The sequence below is a fragment of the Microlunatus kandeliicorticis genome, assembly GCF_014137855.1.
Classification (GTDB): domain Bacteria; phylum Actinomycetota; class Actinomycetes; order Propionibacteriales; family Propionibacteriaceae; genus Microlunatus; species Microlunatus kandeliicorticis.
Genome location: NZ_JACGWT010000005.1, coordinates 384,189 through 399,625, shown reverse-complemented (window position 1 = coordinate 399,625; position 15,437 = coordinate 384,189). Strand labels below are relative to the sequence as shown.

At 73.3% G+C, this 15,437-nt stretch carries 15 protein-coding genes; 7 read left to right on the top strand and 8 right to left on the bottom strand.

Annotated elements, in window-relative coordinates; all coding sequences use genetic code 11:
- Positions 1 to 92: 92 nt before the first annotated feature.
- Positions 93 to 749 (top strand): class I SAM-dependent methyltransferase, encoded by a 657-nt coding sequence (locus tag FHX74_RS16495; protein ID WP_182561273.1) that lies wholly within the window; start codon positions 93 to 95, stop codon positions 747 to 749.
- A gap of 412 nt (positions 750 to 1,161) precedes the next feature.
- On the opposite strand, the gene FHX74_RS16490 is transcribed toward FHX74_RS16495, so the two are convergent.
- A complete protein-coding gene (locus FHX74_RS16490) occupies positions 1,162 to 3,192 on the bottom strand; it encodes a penicillin-binding transpeptidase domain-containing protein (RefSeq protein ID WP_182561272.1) in 2,031 nt (676 codons plus the stop codon).
- Positions 3,193 to 3,441: 249 nt separating this feature from the next.
- On the opposite strand from FHX74_RS16490, the gene FHX74_RS16485 reads away from it, so the two are divergent.
- The 3 genes from FHX74_RS16485 to FHX74_RS16475 all read left to right on the top strand — a co-directional run bounded on the left by FHX74_RS16485 (position 3,442) and on the right by FHX74_RS16475 (position 6,189).
- A complete protein-coding gene (locus FHX74_RS16485) occupies positions 3,442 to 4,086 on the top strand; it encodes a hypothetical protein (RefSeq protein ID WP_182561271.1) in 645 nt (214 codons plus the stop codon).
- Positions 4,087 to 4,091: 5 nt separating this feature from the next.
- Positions 4,092 to 4,868 carry an esterase family protein gene (locus FHX74_RS16480; RefSeq protein WP_328823876.1) on the top strand — a complete coding sequence of 259 codons (777 nt, stop codon included), beginning with the start codon at positions 4,092 to 4,094 and terminating at the stop codon, positions 4,866 to 4,868.
- A gap of 70 nt (positions 4,869 to 4,938) precedes the next feature.
- Positions 4,939 to 6,189 (top strand): ATP-grasp domain-containing protein, encoded by a 1,251-nt coding sequence (locus tag FHX74_RS16475; protein WP_182561269.1) that lies wholly within the window; start codon positions 4,939 to 4,941, stop codon positions 6,187 to 6,189.
- Between the two features lie 71 nt (positions 6,190 to 6,260).
- Here FHX74_RS16475 and FHX74_RS16470 read toward each other — a convergent pair whose 3' ends face one another.
- From FHX74_RS16470 to FHX74_RS16460, 3 genes are read right to left on the bottom strand one after another with little or no spacing between them, the layout of a single operon-like run.
- Positions 6,261 to 6,581 carry a GNAT family N-acetyltransferase gene (locus FHX74_RS16470; RefSeq protein WP_328823884.1) on the bottom strand — a complete coding sequence of 107 codons (321 nt, stop codon included), beginning with the start codon at positions 6,579 to 6,581 and terminating at the stop codon, positions 6,261 to 6,263.
- A gap of 1 nt (position 6,582) precedes the next feature.
- On the bottom strand, positions 6,583 to 6,939 hold the full coding sequence (locus FHX74_RS16465) for a DUF5655 domain-containing protein (protein ID WP_182561267.1): 357 nt from the start codon (positions 6,937 to 6,939) through the stop codon (positions 6,583 to 6,585).
- 9 nt (positions 6,940 to 6,948) lie between these two features.
- On the bottom strand, positions 6,949 to 7,719 hold the full coding sequence (locus tag FHX74_RS16460) for a trans-aconitate 2-methyltransferase (protein WP_182561266.1): 771 nt from the start codon (positions 7,717 to 7,719) through the stop codon (positions 6,949 to 6,951).
- A gap of 95 nt (positions 7,720 to 7,814) precedes the next feature.
- Here FHX74_RS16460 and FHX74_RS16455 point away from each other — a divergent pair, with 95 nt between their 5' ends.
- The gene (locus FHX74_RS16455) at positions 7,815 to 8,531 is read left to right on the top strand and encodes a dienelactone hydrolase family protein (protein WP_182561265.1); all 717 of its coding nucleotides are present in this window, start codon (positions 7,815 to 7,817) and stop codon (positions 8,529 to 8,531) included.
- Positions 8,532 to 8,550: 19 nt separating this feature from the next.
- On the opposite strand, the gene FHX74_RS16450 is transcribed toward FHX74_RS16455, so the two are convergent.
- Both FHX74_RS16450 and FHX74_RS16445 read right to left on the bottom strand, forming a co-directional pair.
- Entirely contained in the window at positions 8,551 to 9,276 is a 726-nt protein-coding gene (locus FHX74_RS16450) for a response regulator transcription factor (protein WP_328823875.1), read from the bottom strand.
- Between the two features lie 4 nt (positions 9,277 to 9,280).
- On the bottom strand, positions 9,281 to 11,329 hold the full coding sequence (locus tag FHX74_RS16445) for an ATP-binding protein (protein WP_182561264.1): 2,049 nt from the start codon (positions 11,327 to 11,329) through the stop codon (positions 9,281 to 9,283).
- A gap of 196 nt (positions 11,330 to 11,525) precedes the next feature.
- On the opposite strand from FHX74_RS16445, the gene FHX74_RS16440 reads away from it, so the two are divergent.
- Together FHX74_RS16440 and murQ are read left to right on the top strand one after the other, a co-directional pair.
- On the top strand, positions 11,526 to 12,467 hold the full coding sequence (locus tag FHX74_RS16440; protein WP_182561263.1) for a MurR/RpiR family transcriptional regulator: 942 nt from the start codon (positions 11,526 to 11,528) through the stop codon (positions 12,465 to 12,467).
- Between the two features lie 248 nt (positions 12,468 to 12,715).
- Positions 12,716 to 13,744 carry an N-acetylmuramic acid 6-phosphate etherase gene (murQ, locus tag FHX74_RS16435; RefSeq protein ID WP_182561262.1) on the top strand — a complete coding sequence of 343 codons (1,029 nt, stop codon included), beginning with the start codon at positions 12,716 to 12,718 and terminating at the stop codon, positions 13,742 to 13,744.
- A gap of 40 nt (positions 13,745 to 13,784) precedes the next feature.
- Here the strand turns inward: murQ and FHX74_RS16430 are convergent, their stop codons facing one another.
- A complete protein-coding gene (locus FHX74_RS16430) occupies positions 13,785 to 14,618 on the bottom strand; it encodes a DedA family protein (protein WP_235970876.1) in 834 nt (277 codons plus the stop codon).
- A gap of 31 nt (positions 14,619 to 14,649) precedes the next feature.
- Positions 14,650 to 15,363, bottom strand: coding sequence for a hypothetical protein (locus tag FHX74_RS16425; protein ID WP_182561260.1), 714 nt, complete (start codon positions 15,361 to 15,363; stop codon positions 14,650 to 14,652).
- Positions 15,364 to 15,437: the final 74 nt, after the last annotated feature.

The window sequence follows — 15,437 nt, the reverse complement described above, 5'->3', positions numbered from 1 at the left end:
GCACCTGGCAGGCTGGCCGCGACCACCGCCCCCGACCAGAACAGGCCCGCGATGATCGACGCCGTCACCCGACCGGTCGACCGGCGGCCGTCGTGGTGAGCCAGCAGGGGGCGACCTTCGTCGAGCGGCTGCTGGCGAGTCGCGTGGCGCTCGCGACCATGTCGTGCGCGCCGGTTCCGCTGCGGCTGGCTCGCGGGGCGATGCTCCGCGACAACGCCCTGGAGAACGCCAAGGACAGTTGGAACCGACTGCGCGCCGAGGGGGAGCGGGAGCGGTACGCCGCCGTCCGCGAGGCGGTCGAGCGCCATGGAGCCGACGGGTTCGTGCTCGACATCGGGTGCTCGCAGGGGATCCTCCAGGAAGGGCTGCGCTATCGCCGCTACCTCGGCGTGGACAGCTTCCCCGAGGCGATCGCCATCGCCTCCCGCAAGGCCGACGAGCGCACCGGGTTCGTCTGCGCCGACGGTCCGAGCTTCGTCGCCGACCGGCGACCGGACGTCGTGGTCTTCAACGAGGTGCTGTACTACCTGCCCGACCCGCTCGCCGCCGTCGCGCACCACGCCCGGCGGCTCGCCCCGGGCGGCATCGTGGTGGTCTCGATCTACGCCCGCTCGTGGGCCTCACGCCGCCTGCTCCGCCAGCTCGGCCAACGGCTCCGCGAGCTCGAGCACCGCACCGTCACCTCAGGCCACCACGCCTGGTCGGTGGTGACCTACGGCCTGGCCCACTCGCAGCCGGCCTGGGACTGATCCAGTCCGGCGGACGCAACCACGGTGCCCGGAGCCTGTCGAAGGACGCGGCGCGGGCACGGTGCCTTAAGCATGACGACGGGCGAGGGTCCCGCGCGCTTCGACAAGCTCAGCGCACGGTGCGCTTCAACAGCGCTCGGGGCGAGTGCGTTTCGACGAGCTCAGCGCGCGTTCGCGAGCCGGGGCAGCGTTCGGCACCACGGTGCCCTGAGCCTGTCGACGGGCATGGGCCCGACGCGCTTCGACAAGCTCAGCGCACGGATGCGCTTGCACAAGCTCAGCGCACGGGTGCGCTTTGGCAGCGTTCGGCACCACGGTGCCCTGAGCCTGTCGAAGGGCGAAGGGTCCGAGCGGTTCGAAAAGGTCGCTGCACGGCACGCTTCGACGAGCTCAGCGGGCGGAGTCGGCCGGATCAGCGGGCGCGTTCGAGGAAGTCCTGGAGCAGGGGGCCGGCGACCCCGCTGCCGGAGTCGCCGAGGCCGACGAAGACGCAGACCGCGAGGTCACCCTGGGCGGCGACCATCCAGGCGTGGGTCTGCGGCGGCTTGTCGGTGCCGAACTCGGCGGTGCCGGTCTTGGCGATCACCGTCGGCGGTTCGAGCGCCTGCAGCCGGGCACCGCTGCCCTCGCTGACCACCGCTCCGAGCAGCTGCTTCAGCTGGCTCGCCTCGGTCGCGGTCAGCGGGTCGGCCTTCGAAGTCGGCTTGTCGTCGCTGATCAGGTAGGGCAGCACCGTCCGGCCGGCCTGCACCGAGGCGATCGCGCCGGCCATCGTCATCGGCGAGGCCTGCACCCGTCCCTGACCGATCATCGAGGCCGCCTTCTCGTTCTCCGACCGCGGCGCCGGCACCGAACCGAAGTAGGCCGGGAAGCCCACGTCGTAGTCCGTGCCGATCCCGAGCGACGCCGCGGCGTCGGCGAGGTCGGAGCCGGACAGCTCGTCGCGCTCACCGATGAACGCCGTGTTGCAGGAGTTGGCCACCGCGGTCTGCAGGTCGATCCGGCCGACCTTCGAGGCCGGGTAGTCGTTGTAGTTCTTGAACGTCTGGCCGTTCACCACCACCGTCTTCGGGCAGTTCACCGGGCTCGACGGCTTGAGCCCCGCCCGCAGCAGCGCCAGCGAGCTGGCGAGCTTGAACGTCGAGCCGGGCGGGTACTGCCCGAAGGTCGCGCTGTTGGCCCCGTCGGCACCGGGACCGCTGGCCGCGGCCAGGATCGCCCCGGTCGACGGCCGCACCGCGACCAGGGCGCTGTCCGGCTTGGTCCCGGCCAGCACCGACTCGGCCAGCCGCTGCAGGTCCTCGTCGAGGGTCAGATCGAGGTCGCGGCCCGACTTCGGCGCCGCCTCGAACACCGTCCGGCTGGACCCCGGCATCGCCGAGGGGTCTGCCGTCGGGCTCGTCGACCCACCACCCGTCGGCGTCGCCGATCCACCGGCTGAGGAACCGGCGGACGGGCTGGCCGACGCACTCGGCTGCCGGACCGACACCGTCACCCCCGGCGTCCCGCCCAGCCGGCTCTCGTAGCGCCGCTCCAGCCCGGACAGCCCCACCTGGTCGCCGGCGGCGATGGTGCCCTTCGAGTCGTCGACGATCTCCTTCGACGCGCTGCCGACCTGGCCCAGCAGCGGCGCCGCGAAGCCTCGCGTCGGCGACAGCACCGCGGTGCCGTCGATCCCGACCGCCCCGTCGATCTTCGCCAGCTGCGCCGCGCTCGGACGGTCCCGGTCGTTCGCACGGAACGTGATCGCCTCGACGAAGGCCTGCGGCCCGGCGTTCCGGACGGCGGTCACGAAGCTCTTGGCGTCGACGTCGACCAGTTTCGCCAGCGCCGACGCCGACGCGGCCGCCTGGTCCGCCTTCACCTTGGTCTTGTCGATACCGATCCGCACCACCGGGCGCTCACTCATCAGCGCGGTGCCGTCACCGGCCCGGATGGTGCCGCGCGTGCCCTGGGTCCGCTCCACCACGAGCCGTGCGCCGTTGGTCAGGTCGGGCTGGACCAGGGTCGGGGTCCAGCGGGCGAGCCAGCGGTCACCTTCCTGGGTGAACTGCGCGGTGACCGGGTAGCTCCAGGTCTGCGGGACGCCGGGAAAGGTCCAGACCAGCTGGAGGGTGGCGCTCCCGCTCGACCCGTCCCGGGTCGCGGTGCCCGCGGTGGCGGCGAGCTTCGCGCCGGTGAGCCCGGCGGTCGTTGTGGTCCAGTCGTTCTGGGCCTGCTGGCCACTCAGCTGGGACCAGCCGACGCCGGAGACGTCGTCCTTGGCCATCGCAGTCGCCAGCGCGGTCGCCGCCTGCGCCACCGGCTCGCTCGATCCCTGCCCGGGCAGCGAGACCTTGCCGCCGGTGCAGCCGGCCAGCAGCAGCAGGGCCGCGGTGCCCGCGGCCGACCACGGGGCGAGCGGACGGCGGCGAGCGGGGGAGGCGTCACGACGTCGGGTCACCGTCGCCATTGTGCCTGCCGCGGTCGCCCGATCCGAGCCACCCGGCCGCCTCGGCGAGGATGGTCCGGTGACGACCTGGACGACGGCGACGACCTCGACGACGGCGACGACCTCGACGACGCCGCGGATCCCGACGCCGCGGACCCCGACGCCGCGGACCCCGACGCCGCGGACCCCGACGGCGCGGACCCCGACGGCCGGACCGCCGCCCGACCGGGGCCACCGCACGCGCCCGGACGGGACGCGGCCGTGAGCCTCTACGCGCACCGCTCCTGGCGGCTGGCCGGTCAGGTCACCGCGGACGTGCTCGTGGTGGTCTGGGTGGTGGTCTGGTGGCTGCTCGGCCGGGCCGCCGACACCGCCGTCCGGGGCGTCGCCGACCCCGCCCGGCGCACCGCGTCCTCGGCGGGCGCGCTGGCCGCCGACCTCCGCGCGGCCGCCGACCGGCTCGGCGCGGTTCCCGGCGTCGGCGACACCCTGCGGACGCCGTTCGACCAGGCCACCGGGTCGCTGGGGGCGATCGTCGCCGCCGCGCAGCAGCAGGTGCAGGCAGTCGAGCGGCTGGCGACCTGGGGCGGGGCGCTGGTCTTCGTCATCCCGGTGTCGGTGGTGCTGGCCTTCTGGCTCCCGGCGAGGGTCCGGTTCGTCCGCCGGTCGCGCGCCGCGCAGCGGTTCGTCGACGCCCGCGCCGATCTCGATCTGTTCGCGCTGCGCGCCATGACCAACCAGCCGATGCACGTGCTGGCCCGGATCAGCGACGACCCGGTCGGGGCCTGGCGGCGCGGCGACCGGGCGGTGATCGACGCGCTCGCCGAGAGCGAGCTGCGCCGGGTCGGGCTGCGTCCCCCGGACCGGACGGCGCTGGCCCCGACTCCGCCCGGGCCGCCAGAATGACCGGCGTGAACCGCCACCAGGTCGAGCTCCCGCTGCACGAGCACCGTCCGGGCCACGAGGGGACCCGGAACCTGCACGTGATCCGCTACGGCCACTGGGGCCGGCCGGTGCTGGTGTTCCCGAGCGAGGCGGGCCGGGCCTGGGACTTCGAGAACAACGGGATGATCGAGGCGGTCCGGCCGCTGATCGAGGCCGGCCGGGTGAAGCTCTACTGCGTGGACTCGCTCGACGCCGAGACCTGGTCCGACCAGTGGCTGCCCACCGAGGAGCGGGCGCGGCGCCACGGCGTCTACACCCGCTGGTTGATCGACCAGGTGGTGCCGTTCGTGCACGCCGACTCCGGCGGTCCGCCCGCCCCCGGCTCGGAGTTGATCACCACCGGCTGCTCGCTCGGCGCCTACCACGCGGTCCAGTTCACCCTGCAGCGCGCCGACCTCGCTCCGCTGGCCATCGGGCTGTCGGGCAACTACGACCCCTCGACCTGGCGGCCCTGGGGCGAGACCGGCGAGGCGCTCTACTTCGCCAACCCCACCAGCTACGTCCCGCACCTGCACGGCGACCACCTGGAGTGGCTGCGGCAGCGGGTCTCGATCCTGCTGGTCGTCGGCCAGGGCGCCTGGGAGACCCACCCGACCGGGGCGCTGCCGTCGAGCGTCCGGTTCGCGGAGATCCTGCGCAGCAAGGGGATCCGCTCCGAGCTCGACCTGTGGGGCTACGACGTCAGTCACGACTGGGAGTGGTGGGCGCGACAGCTCGCGCACCACCTGCCGCGGTTCTGCTGAACCGGTCGGGGACAATCGACCGAGGTCGGAGAGGCCCGGTCGAACACGCTGGACGAGCTCGGGAGGCACCGTGGACACGAACGCGCATCTGGTCGGCCTGCTGCTGGGTGCCGAGGAGGACTGGCCGCGGGCGTTCGAACGGCTGGCCCGCACCGTCGGGGTCTTCGAGTACGCCGGCCGGCGGCACGAGCTGACCACCGAGCGGGTGCACATCGCGCCGTTCAACCTGCGCGACCGGGTCCGCCACGAGGTGGTGATCGACCGGCTGGCCTACTGGTACTACCACCCGCGGGAGTGGCTGAAAAAGGCCGCCCTGATGGACGACCTCTACCTGCTGAACAGCCCGTTCACGTTTCAGTCGATGGAGAAGCACTCCGCCTACTGCGCGCTGATGCGGCTGGGCATGCACGTCCCCGACACCGTCCTGGTGCCGTACAAGAACCCGATCGACAACGACCGGTGGGCCTACACCGCCAGCAACTACAACGACCCGTTCGACCTGGCCGCGATCGCCGGCGAGATGGGCTACCCGCTGTTCATGAAGCCGTTCGACGGCGGCGGCTGGCGCGGGGTCAGCCGGATCAAGGACGAGCACGACCTGTGGGAGTCCTACAACACCTCCGGCGAGATGCTCATGCACCTGCAGAAGTCGGTCGAGCCGTTCGACGTCTTCGCCCGCTCGCTGAGCATCGGCCCCGACACCATGGTCATGCACTTCCGTCCCGACGAGCCGATGCACAACCGCTACGCCGTCGACCACGACTTCCTGTCCCCGGGCGCCGGACAGGAGGCGATCACCATCAGCCAGACCGTCAACGCCTTCTTCCGCTGGGAGTTCAACTCCTGCGAGATGCTGGTCCAGGGCGACACGGTGCTGCCGATCGACTACGCCAACGCCTGCCCGGACGTGGCGATCACCTCGCTGCACTACTACTTCCCCTGGGCGATGAAGTCGCTGCTGGCCTGGACGGCGTTCTGCGCGGCCAGCGGACGGACCTCGAACCTGCACGTCGACCCGCGGCCGTGGTTCGCGATCGCGGACGACACGGACCTCGACTACGGCGACAAGCTGGCCGGCTACCAGAAGCTGGCCGACGCCTACTTCGAGACCGACCGCTACCGCGAGTTCCGGGCCACCGCGCTGCCCGACCTCGACGACCAGGTGCTCGAGTGGGTCACCTCACCCGACTTCGACGTGCTGCTCCGCGACACCGTGGTGGCGACCTACCCGGCGCACGAGCACGACCGGTTCATCGCCCACTTCCGCGGGCTGATCGACCTCTGGATCGACGACCAGGCCCAGCTCCGCGTCCACGACTGAACGCGGACCCACGGTCCGGGCGACGGCGCTCAGACGACGCCGCTCAGACGACGGCGCTCAGACGACGCCGCTCAGACGACGCCGAGGATGTCGGTCTCGTCCGGGTGCGAGTCGAACCAGGCCTCGGTGAACGGGCAGACCGGGACGATCTTGAACCCCTGCTCGCGGATGTCGTCGACGGCGAACCGGGTCAACTGGTCGGCGATGCCGCGACCGCGGGCGGCGGGGACGGTCTCGGTGTGCAGGATGACGATCTTGTCCCGGTCGTCACTCAGCGTGAAGTCGATCAGGCCGAGCTGCTGACCGTCCTCGGTGGCGAGGTAGCGGGAGGCGGTGTCGTCGCGGCGGAACTCGGGACTCATGTCCCGATGATGGCAGCCGGGCGCCGGCAGCTCACCGGAAGCCCGGTCCGACCGTCTCCCAGGCCTCGGTGATCAGCTCCCGGAGGGCGTCGTCGAACTGCTCCTGCTCGCGCAGGGTGATCCGGTGCAGGGTCACCCGCTTCGAGGTGTCGACGGTGGTGCGCAGCTGCGGGTGCTCGGCCGTCCGGGTCAGCTCGACACCGATCTCGAGGTAGTGGCTCTTGACGTATCCGGAGGTGAAGATCCGGCGACGGCGGTACTGGACCTGCGAGGTGTGTACCTGCTCCTCGGTGTCCGGGAGCGCGCGAGCGACCTCGCGGTAGAGGGTGAGCAGACCGAGGTCGTGGTCGTCGAGACCGGCGGTGAGCTCCGACCAGGTGGACAGCACCGGTTCAGATTAGCGACAGGCGACCGCGAAGATCCGCCGGAACGGCAGCACCGTGCCGTCCGGGCCGGGCGGGTAGGCCGCGGCGAGCCGCTGCCGGTAGGTCGCCTCGAACGTCGCACGCACCGCCTCGGGCAGGGCCTGGAGCACCGGACGCGCGCCGGTGCCGGCGATCCAGTCGAACACCGGGTCGGGACCGGTCAGCAGGTGCAGGTAGGTGGTCTCCCAGACGTCGGCGTGCCGGCAGCCGAGCGCGAGCAGGTCGGCGAGGTAGTCGGCTGGTTCGGCGCTGGCCGGACGCTCGACGTCGGCCGTGAAGGCGTTGTACGGCGGCTCGGCGGCCAGCTCGTGCAGCAGCCGGTGGCTCGGCTCGCCGAAGTTGCCGGGCACCTGGAAGGCCAACCAGCCGTCCGGGGTGAGCCGGTCGAGCAGGCGCGGCAGCAGCGACCGGTGGTCCGGGAGCCACTGCAGGGTGGCGTTGCTGACGATCACGTCGACGGGTTCGGCGGGCGTCCAGTCACGCAGGTCCTGCTCGACGAAACGCACCCGGTCCGGGAGGGCCTGGCGGCGGGCGTCGGCGATCATCGCGGGGGAGGAGTCGACCCCGGTCACCTCCGCGCCCGGCCAGCGCGCGGCGAGCCCGGCGGTCAGCCGTCCCGGGCCGCAGCCGAGGTCGACCACCCGGGCCGGCTGCTCGGCACCGATCCGGGCGACGAGGTCGGCGAACGGCCGGCCGCGCTCGTCGGCGTACCGCAGGTACTGCGTCGGGTCCCAGCCGGCCATCGGTCCTCCTCGACAGATTCTCTTGATGTCAAGATACACGATGTCAAGAGATCTGGCCGAACGGCTCCCCGCACCGGCTCGGTAGGGTGACCGACGTGCCCGACGCCGCGCCCGAACGCCTGACCGTCCCCCGTGGTGCCGAGGAGCTGCCGGCCCGGCTCTTCGCGCCGCCGCAGCCGGTGCCCGGACCCGGGCTGGTGCTGATCCAGGAGATCTTCGGGGTGACCGACTACATCGCGTCGCGGGCCGCCGACCTGGCCGCCCTCGGCTACCGGGTGCTGGTGCCCGAGTTCTACTTCCGGCTCGGCGAGACCTCGGTCGAGGGCACCGGCGAGGGCGTGCTCGAACGCGGGATGGCGCTGGCCCAGCGGATCGACTGGGAGCAGACCGTGGGCGACGCCGCGGCCGCGTTCGACGCCCTGCGGCACCGGCCCGAGGTCACCGGGGCCGGCGTGATCGGCTTCTGCTGGGGCGGTGGCCTCGCCTTCAACCTCGCCGCGGTCCGCGATCCCGACGTGCTGGTCTCCTACTACGGGTCGGCGCTGCCCGACCTGCTGCACCTGGCTCCCGAGGTCACCGCACCGAGCCTGCACCACTTCGGGCTGGCCGACAGCTATCTCGGGCCCGAGGTGCAGGAGCGGATCCGTGCGGCGATCGCCCGGCCCGGCGTGACCATCGAGACCTACCAGGGCGCCGAGCACGCGTTCGACGGACCGATGCCCGGGCTGCACGACGAGCAGGCTTCGATGGCGGCCTGGCGGACCACGACCGCGTTCCTGGCTGCACAGCTCCCCGTCCCCGGCCGGGGCTGACCGGCCCCGGTGCGGCGGGTCAGACCTCGAAGCGGTAGCCCATCCCCGGCTCGGTGATCAGGTGCACCGGCGCCGACGGGTCGGTCTCGAGCTTGCGTCGCAGCTGCGCCGAGTAGACCCGGAGGTAGTTGGTCTCGGTGCGGTAGCCGGGCCCCCACACCTCGGCCAGCAGCTGCCGGGACGGGACCAGCTGTCCGCGCCGGCGGACCAGCGCCTCGAGCAGCGCCCACTCGGTGGGGGTGAGCTTCACCTCGCGACCGCCGCGGCTGACCTGGCGGCGGGCCAGGTCGATGGCCAGGTCGCCGGCCACCACCACCGGTTCCTCGGCCTCGCCGGCCGACCGGCCACGGCGGACCGCGGCGCGCAGCCGGGCCAGCAGCTCCTCCATCCCGAAGGGCTTGGTGACGTAGTCGTCGGCGCCCGCATCGAGGGCGGTCACCTTGTCCGTCGAGTCGTGCCGCGCCGACAGCACCAGGATGGGGACCGACGACCACGACCGCAGCGAGCGGATGACCTCGATCCCGTCGAGGTCGGGCAGCCCGAGGTCGAGCACCACGACGTCGAACGACCCGTCGCCGGTGGCCAGCTCGGTGGCGGCGCGGAGCGCCGCCGTGCCGTCGGCGGCGGTGACCACGTTCCAGCCGCGAGCCCGCAGGTTGAGCGCCATCGTCCGGGCCAGCGCCGGTTCGTCGTCGACGACCAGCGCGGTCCGCGCCGCGTCCGGTTCCCGGGGGTCTCGCTCCACCGGATCAGTCTCCCGCGACCGGTGCCGCGTGGCCCAGCCCGACCGGCACGACGAGGGTCATGGTCAGCCCGCCGCCGTCGGTGTCGGAGACCTCGATCCGCCCGCCGAGTGCCTGCGCGAACCCCGAGGCGACCGCGAGCCCGAGCCCCACGCCGTCGCGTCGCCGGTCACCGACCTGGCGGAACGGCGCGAACATCGCCTCCCGCAGCTCCACCGGCACGCCCGGACCGTGGTCGACCACGGCGAAGGAGAGCTCGGCGGCACCCGGGTCGGCACCGGGGTCGAGCCGCACCCGGACCTCGACCGGCCCGGAGGCGTGCTTGCGGGCGTTGTCCACCAGGTTCGCCAGCGCCCGCTCGAGCAGCCCGGCGTCGGTCCGGACCAGGGGGAGGCCCTCGGGCAGGTCGACGCCGACCGTGGGCGGCGGGTCGCCGTTCGGCACCGGCACGGTCCCCGGCAGGTCGTCCGTCCCCGGCGGCAGCGCGGGCCAGACGATCTCGTCGACGCTGACCGTGCGCAGGGTGGGGGTGGCGATGCCGGCCTCGAGGCGGGACAGGTCGAGCAGGTTGTCGATCAGCCGTTCCAGCCGCCGCCCGGAGTCGGCCACCAGCTCGAGCAGCGCCGCCCGGTCCTCGGGGGCGAAGTCGACGTCGGTCTGCCGCAGGCTGCTGATCCCGGCGGTGAGCGAGGCCAGCGGGGTCCGCAGGTCGTGCGAGACGGCGGCCAGCAGGCTGCGGCGCATCGCGTCGCCGGCCTCGACGAGCTCGGTCCGGCGGCTCTGCTCGCGGAGCCGGTCGCGTTCGACGATCGCGCCGACCCGGGCCGCGAAGGCCTGCAGCACCCGCCGGTCCGCGGCACTCAGCGTCGGTCCGGTGAGGACGAGCCGGAGCCGGTCGGTGATGGTCACCGTCGCCCTCCCCGGCGCTGTCTGAAGGGTCGTTCCCGGCGCGGTCTGGGGGGTCGCGGACTCAGCACCGGACGGCGGGGTGTCTGCGGTCGCCGACTCCAGCACCGCCCAGCCGTCGGGCTCGGTGCGGCGTTCCTCGAGCGTGACCCGGGCGAGGCCGAAGGTGCTCCGCAGCCGCTCGGTCACCGCGGGCAGGGTGTCCTCGCCGCGGGCCACGCTGCCCGCCAGCTCGCTGAGCACCTCGGCCTCAGCGGATGCCCGCCGGGCCTGCAGCAGCCGCCGGGCGGACAGCCGGACGACGGTGCCGACGGCGAGCGCGACCAGCACGCCGACCACCAACCCGAACGCGTTCTCGGGGCTCGCGATGCTGAAGCTGCGGAGCGGCGGCGTGAGGAAGTAGTTGATCAGCAGCGAGCCGAACAGCGCGGCGGCCAGCGCCGGCGCCAGACCGCCGACCAGGGCGGCGAGCACGGTGACGACGACCAGCAGCAACAGGTCGACCGGCAGCCCGGGATGACCGGCCGCGCGGGTGAGCAGCACCTGGAGGACCGGGAGCAGCAGAGCCAGCGCCCAACCGGCGATCCGGCGTCCGGGACTGAGCACGGAGCGCGGCACCAGCCGGCTGCTGCGGCCGTCCCGTCCGCGCAGCAGCGGGCCCGTCTCGTCCGGACCGGGATCCAGCCCGACCACCAGCACGTCGAGCGGCCCGCGCTGGTCGGGTCCGCGCTCGGCCGCGCGCCGGACGATCTCGGCGCCGGTCTCGTCGCCGAGCAGACCGCGGGCCGACCGCGCCCAGCGCGACCGGCGGGGGAGCCCGACCACGAGCAGGGTGGCGTGGGCGCCGGTGGCGAAGTCGATCACCGCCGGAGCCACCCGCGACCCGGTCACCCGGTGCAGGGTGCCGCCGAGCCGTTCGCACAACGCCCGCTGCGCCTGCAGGGCGCCGGGGGCGTCGGCCCGGAGGTCGCGGTCGCCGACGCCGTGCTCGACGTGGACGGCGACCAGCTCCGTGTCCGGACGGCGACCGGCCACCGCGGCGGCCCGGCGGATCAGCGTCTCGCCCTCGGGAGCACCGGACAGGGCGACCACCACCCGCTCGCGCGGGGTCGGCGCGGCGGGCGTCGGCGTCGCCGGTCCGGTCTCCACGACAGGTGTCTACACGACCGGTCGCGACGGACCGGGCAGGCAGGACGCGTGGGCACTTTTTGACTCAACGCACCGCTCCGGGGGCGCTTGGTCGCTAGAGTTCGGACGAGCACCGGTCCCGCCGGGTTGCCCGCTCCAGCGCGACACCCGCGTCCCGGGGCCGGAACCGTCGCGCCGGTCCGACCGAGGAGACGAGATGACCCACGTCGCGGAGGACCAGGAACAGGCGGTCGCCGAGAGCGCGCCGGCCACCCGCGCCCGCCCCACCCTGTCGGTGCTGATCCGTGTCCGGCGGGCGCTGCCCAACCTGCGTCCCGCCGAGCAGCGGGTCGCCCGCGCCGTCCTCGACGACCCGGCCGCGGTGTCGGAGAGCTCGATCACCACGGTCGCCAAGCAGTGCAACACCTCCGAGACGACGGTGCTGCGCTTCTGTCGCGCGATCGGTCTGGCTGGTTACCCCGAGCTCCGGATCGCACTGGCCCGGGCCGCCCAGTGGGAGGAGAGCGACCACGCCGGCGCGCCGATCACCGGGCAGATCAGCGCCACCGACCCGCTGTCCGACGTGGTCGCCAAGATCACCCACGCGGACGCCAACGCGATCCAGGACACCGCCCGGGCGCTCGACCTGGACGTCCTGCAGAAGGCGGTCGACGCGGTCGTCGCCGCCCGCCGGGTCAACATCATCGGGGCCGGCGCGAGCGCGCTGGTGGGGCAGGACCTGCACCAGAAGCTGCACCGGATCGGGATGATCTCCTTCGTCTGGGCCGACCCGCACGTCTCGCTCTCCTCGGCGGCCCTGCTCACCGAGGCCGACGTGGCCATCGGGATCTCGCACACCGGCACCACCATCGACACGATCGATGCGCTGCGGGTGGCCCGTCGCCGGGGCGCGACCACCATCGCGATCACCAACTTCGACGGCTCGCCGATCAGCGAGGAAGCCGACCTGCTGCTGGTCACCGCCGCCCGGGAGACCACCTTCCGCTCGGGCGCGATGTCCAGCCGGATCGCCCAGCTGGCGCTGGTCGACTGCCTGTTCGCCGGCGTCGCGCAGCGGTCCTACGACTCCGCGGTGGAGGCGCTGGAGAGTACCTTCGCGGCCGTCCAGAGCCGCCGCAGCGGACGCCGCAAGCGCTGAGTCCGGGCCGACCCGACCGGTCGGTCCTCACGGCGCCCCAGCTCCCGACCTCCAGCGCGAGCCGGTCCGTCCCGATCCTTTCGCTCGTTCTTCCCAGCCCGATCCTCAGCTCAATCCTGAGCCGGTCCCGACCCCGCGACGCGTCGGGCCGCCGGGCGCGTTGAAATCGGCTTGTACAGAAGTTACCTTTGGCCCAGTTTCCGGGTAAATGACGTCCATCTACCCGACCCGTCTGCACGAGGCTCCCTATGACTGCTGTCCGGCCGGCCCCCTCGGGGCCCGACCGCGCTCCCGTCGGCACCGGTCCTGCGACCGGTGCCGTTCCGTCCGCACGCCCGGCCGCCCGGACCGTCGGCTCGCTGCCCTCGTCCACCGAGCGGGCCGATCCGCGGTTCGGCCGGCTGGACGAGATGACGGTCGGCGAGATCGTCGCCGCCATGAACGCCGCCGACTTCGACGTCCCGCGGGCGATCGAGGCGGCGCTGCCGCAGATCAGTCGGGCGATCGAGGCGGCCGAGCCGCGGTTCTGCGCCGGCGGCCGGTTGATCTACGTCGGGTCGGGCACGTCCGGGCGGCTCGGGGTGCTCGACGCCTCCGAGTGCCCGCCGACCTTCCACACCGATCCCAGCCGGGTGGTCGGGATCATCGCCGGCGGACCGACCGCGCTGACCACCGCGGTCGAGGGTGCCGAGGACGACGCCGAGCAGGGCGCCCTCGACCTCGCGGCGCTGCGGCCGGGCCGGGCGGACACCGTGGTCGGTCTGGCTGCGAGCGGCCGGACGCCGTACGTGATCGGAGCGCTCGAGGAGGCCCGTCGCTCCGGCGCGCTGACGGTGGGGATCTCGGCCAACGTCGACACCGCGGTGTCCGCGGCCGCCGACCACGCGATCGAGATCGACACCGGTCCCGAGGTGCTGGCCGGGTCGACCCGGCTCAAGGCCGGAACGGCGCAGAAGCAGGTGCTGAACATGATCAGCACCGCGCTGATGGTCCGGGCCGGTCGCACCTACGGCAACCTGATGGTCAGCATGAACCCGTCGAACACCAAGCTGCGCCGGCGGGCGGTCGAGCTGGTGGCCAAGATCGCCGAGGTCGACCCGGTGGTGGCCGTCGGTGCGCTCGAGCAGTCCGGGTACGACATCAAGGTGGCCTCGGTGATGCTCATCCAGCACGAGACCGCGGCGGCGGCCCGGAACCGGCTGGCTCGGGCCGACGGCCGGCTCGCGGTGGCGATCGGTCGGCCGAGCTCGGAGCACCCCGGGCTGCACCGGGTCTGATCCCGGGCGGGCGCGGGGTCGACGGGTCGGACGGCGGTGGTCAGACCGCCTGGCGGCGTCGGGAGCGGATGACCGCGCTGGCGATGACGAAGGCCAGCAGGGCCAGCGAGATCCAGGTGGAGTAGCGGGCGATCACCTCGACCACGTCGACCGCGCGCTGGCCGAGCCGGCTGCCGAGGTAGACCCAGAGCGAGTTGATCACCAGCGCCGAGGCGAGGTCGAGCAGCACGAAGGTGCGGAACCGCATCCCGGCCGCGGCCACGGTGGCGTAGATGACCGCGTTGGGGATCACCGGGATCAGCTGGCTGAGCAGCACCGCGGGCACCCCGAACCGCTGCGCCAGCCGCTCGGCGCGCTCGGCGTTGCGGCGGGCACGCGCGGAGCGGCCGGCGACGATCTCGAGCAGCCCGCGGCCCCAGAGCCGGCCGGCCGCGTAGTAGATGAGGTCGAACTTGACCAGGCTGATGCACCCCAGCGCCAGCCCGATCCACCACCAGTCGGCGCGACCGACCGCGGCCAGGGCCCCGATGGTCACCAGCCCGGACCGGGAGCCGGTCAGCCCCACCAGCAGCAACGGGTAGCTGCCGATGAGCACCGGCCGCAGCGGCAGCATGGCGAACGAGTAGATCCCGATCAGCACGATGCCCACCCAGCAGGCGATGTCCGCGCGGCGGGGCTTGCCCCGCCAGGGCAGGCGCGGGTCGTCCCACCAGGGCTTCTCCTCGACCTCGCGCTCGGTCGTGCTGTCGCTCGTGGGGTCGGTCGTGCTGTCGGTCGCTGGCTCGGCTGTGGTGTCGGAGGCTTCGGCTCCGGTGTCCCGCTGCACGGACTCCGGACCCGCCGTCCGCGTGGTCTCGGGGTCCTCGGGTCGCATCGGCGGCACGGGGACACGGTACCCGGCAGGGTCAGGTGCCCACCTTGTCGAGCGACCGGACGCGGCTGCACAGGCCGGTCAACAGGTTGTGTTCGAGGGTGGCGCCGCGGCCGCTGCGGTAGGTGTACTCCCAGCTGAGCACGTTCTTCTGCCGAACCACGGTCTCCTGGTAGAGCTGGTCCGGGCTCTGCCGGAGCACCAGGTCGAGGCTGGCGTCGGTCTGCGGCACGGTGGTGTCGAGCAGGCTCAGCGCGAGCCGGGCCGAGAACGGGCTGCCGACGACGATCGGCGTGCTGCGGCAGGAGTCCGCGGCCCGCTGCAGCGTGGCGAAGGCCCGCTCGGCCCCGGCCTCGTCGTCCCAGCGGTAGCTGAACAGCGAGACCGAGTAGCCGTAGCCGCCGCCCTGGAAGGTGGAGACGCCCTGGGCGGCCCCGGCCGGGAACCGGGCGTCGAACGCGGTGAGCACCAGCGGGGCGCACGCCTCGGGCCGGACCGAGAGCGGCGTGGTGTCCGGGGGAGCGGGCTGGAGGTCGGTGACCGTGTTCCGGCCGTCGGGGGTGAGGAAGGCGGCGTACGCGGCGCGCAGCTCGGCCAGGCTGATGGTGTCGGTCTCCACCCGGTAGACCCGCCGGCCGACGACGACGCCGGCCACCACCAGCACCAGCACCGCGGCGAGCACGACGAGCAGCCGCAGCCGCCGGACCTGGCTCTGCTGCGGCCCGGTCGTCATCACCTCGGCGGGCACGGGCTCACGCTATGTCAGGGCCGGAGCACCCGCGCGGCACACGGGTGCCCACCGCTCCGATCCGGTCGCGCACG

What these genes read in the sequence shown, in the direction of transcription:
- FHX74_RS16460 (WP_182561266.1), bottom strand. Translation starts at nt 7,719, where the DNA reads ATGGCCGGCTGGGACCCGACGCAGTACCTGCGGTACGCCGACGAGCGC.
- murQ (WP_182561262.1), top strand. Translation starts at nt 12,716, where the DNA reads ATGACTGCTGTCCGGCCGGCCCCCTCGGGGCCCGACCGCGCTCCCGTC.
- FHX74_RS16430 (WP_235970876.1), bottom strand. Translation starts at nt 14,618, where the DNA reads ATGCGACCCGAGGACCCCGAGACCACGCGGACGGCGGGTCCGGAGTCC.
- FHX74_RS16440 (WP_182561263.1), top strand. Translation starts at nt 11,526, where the DNA reads ATGACCCACGTCGCGGAGGACCAGGAACAGGCGGTCGCCGAGAGCGCG.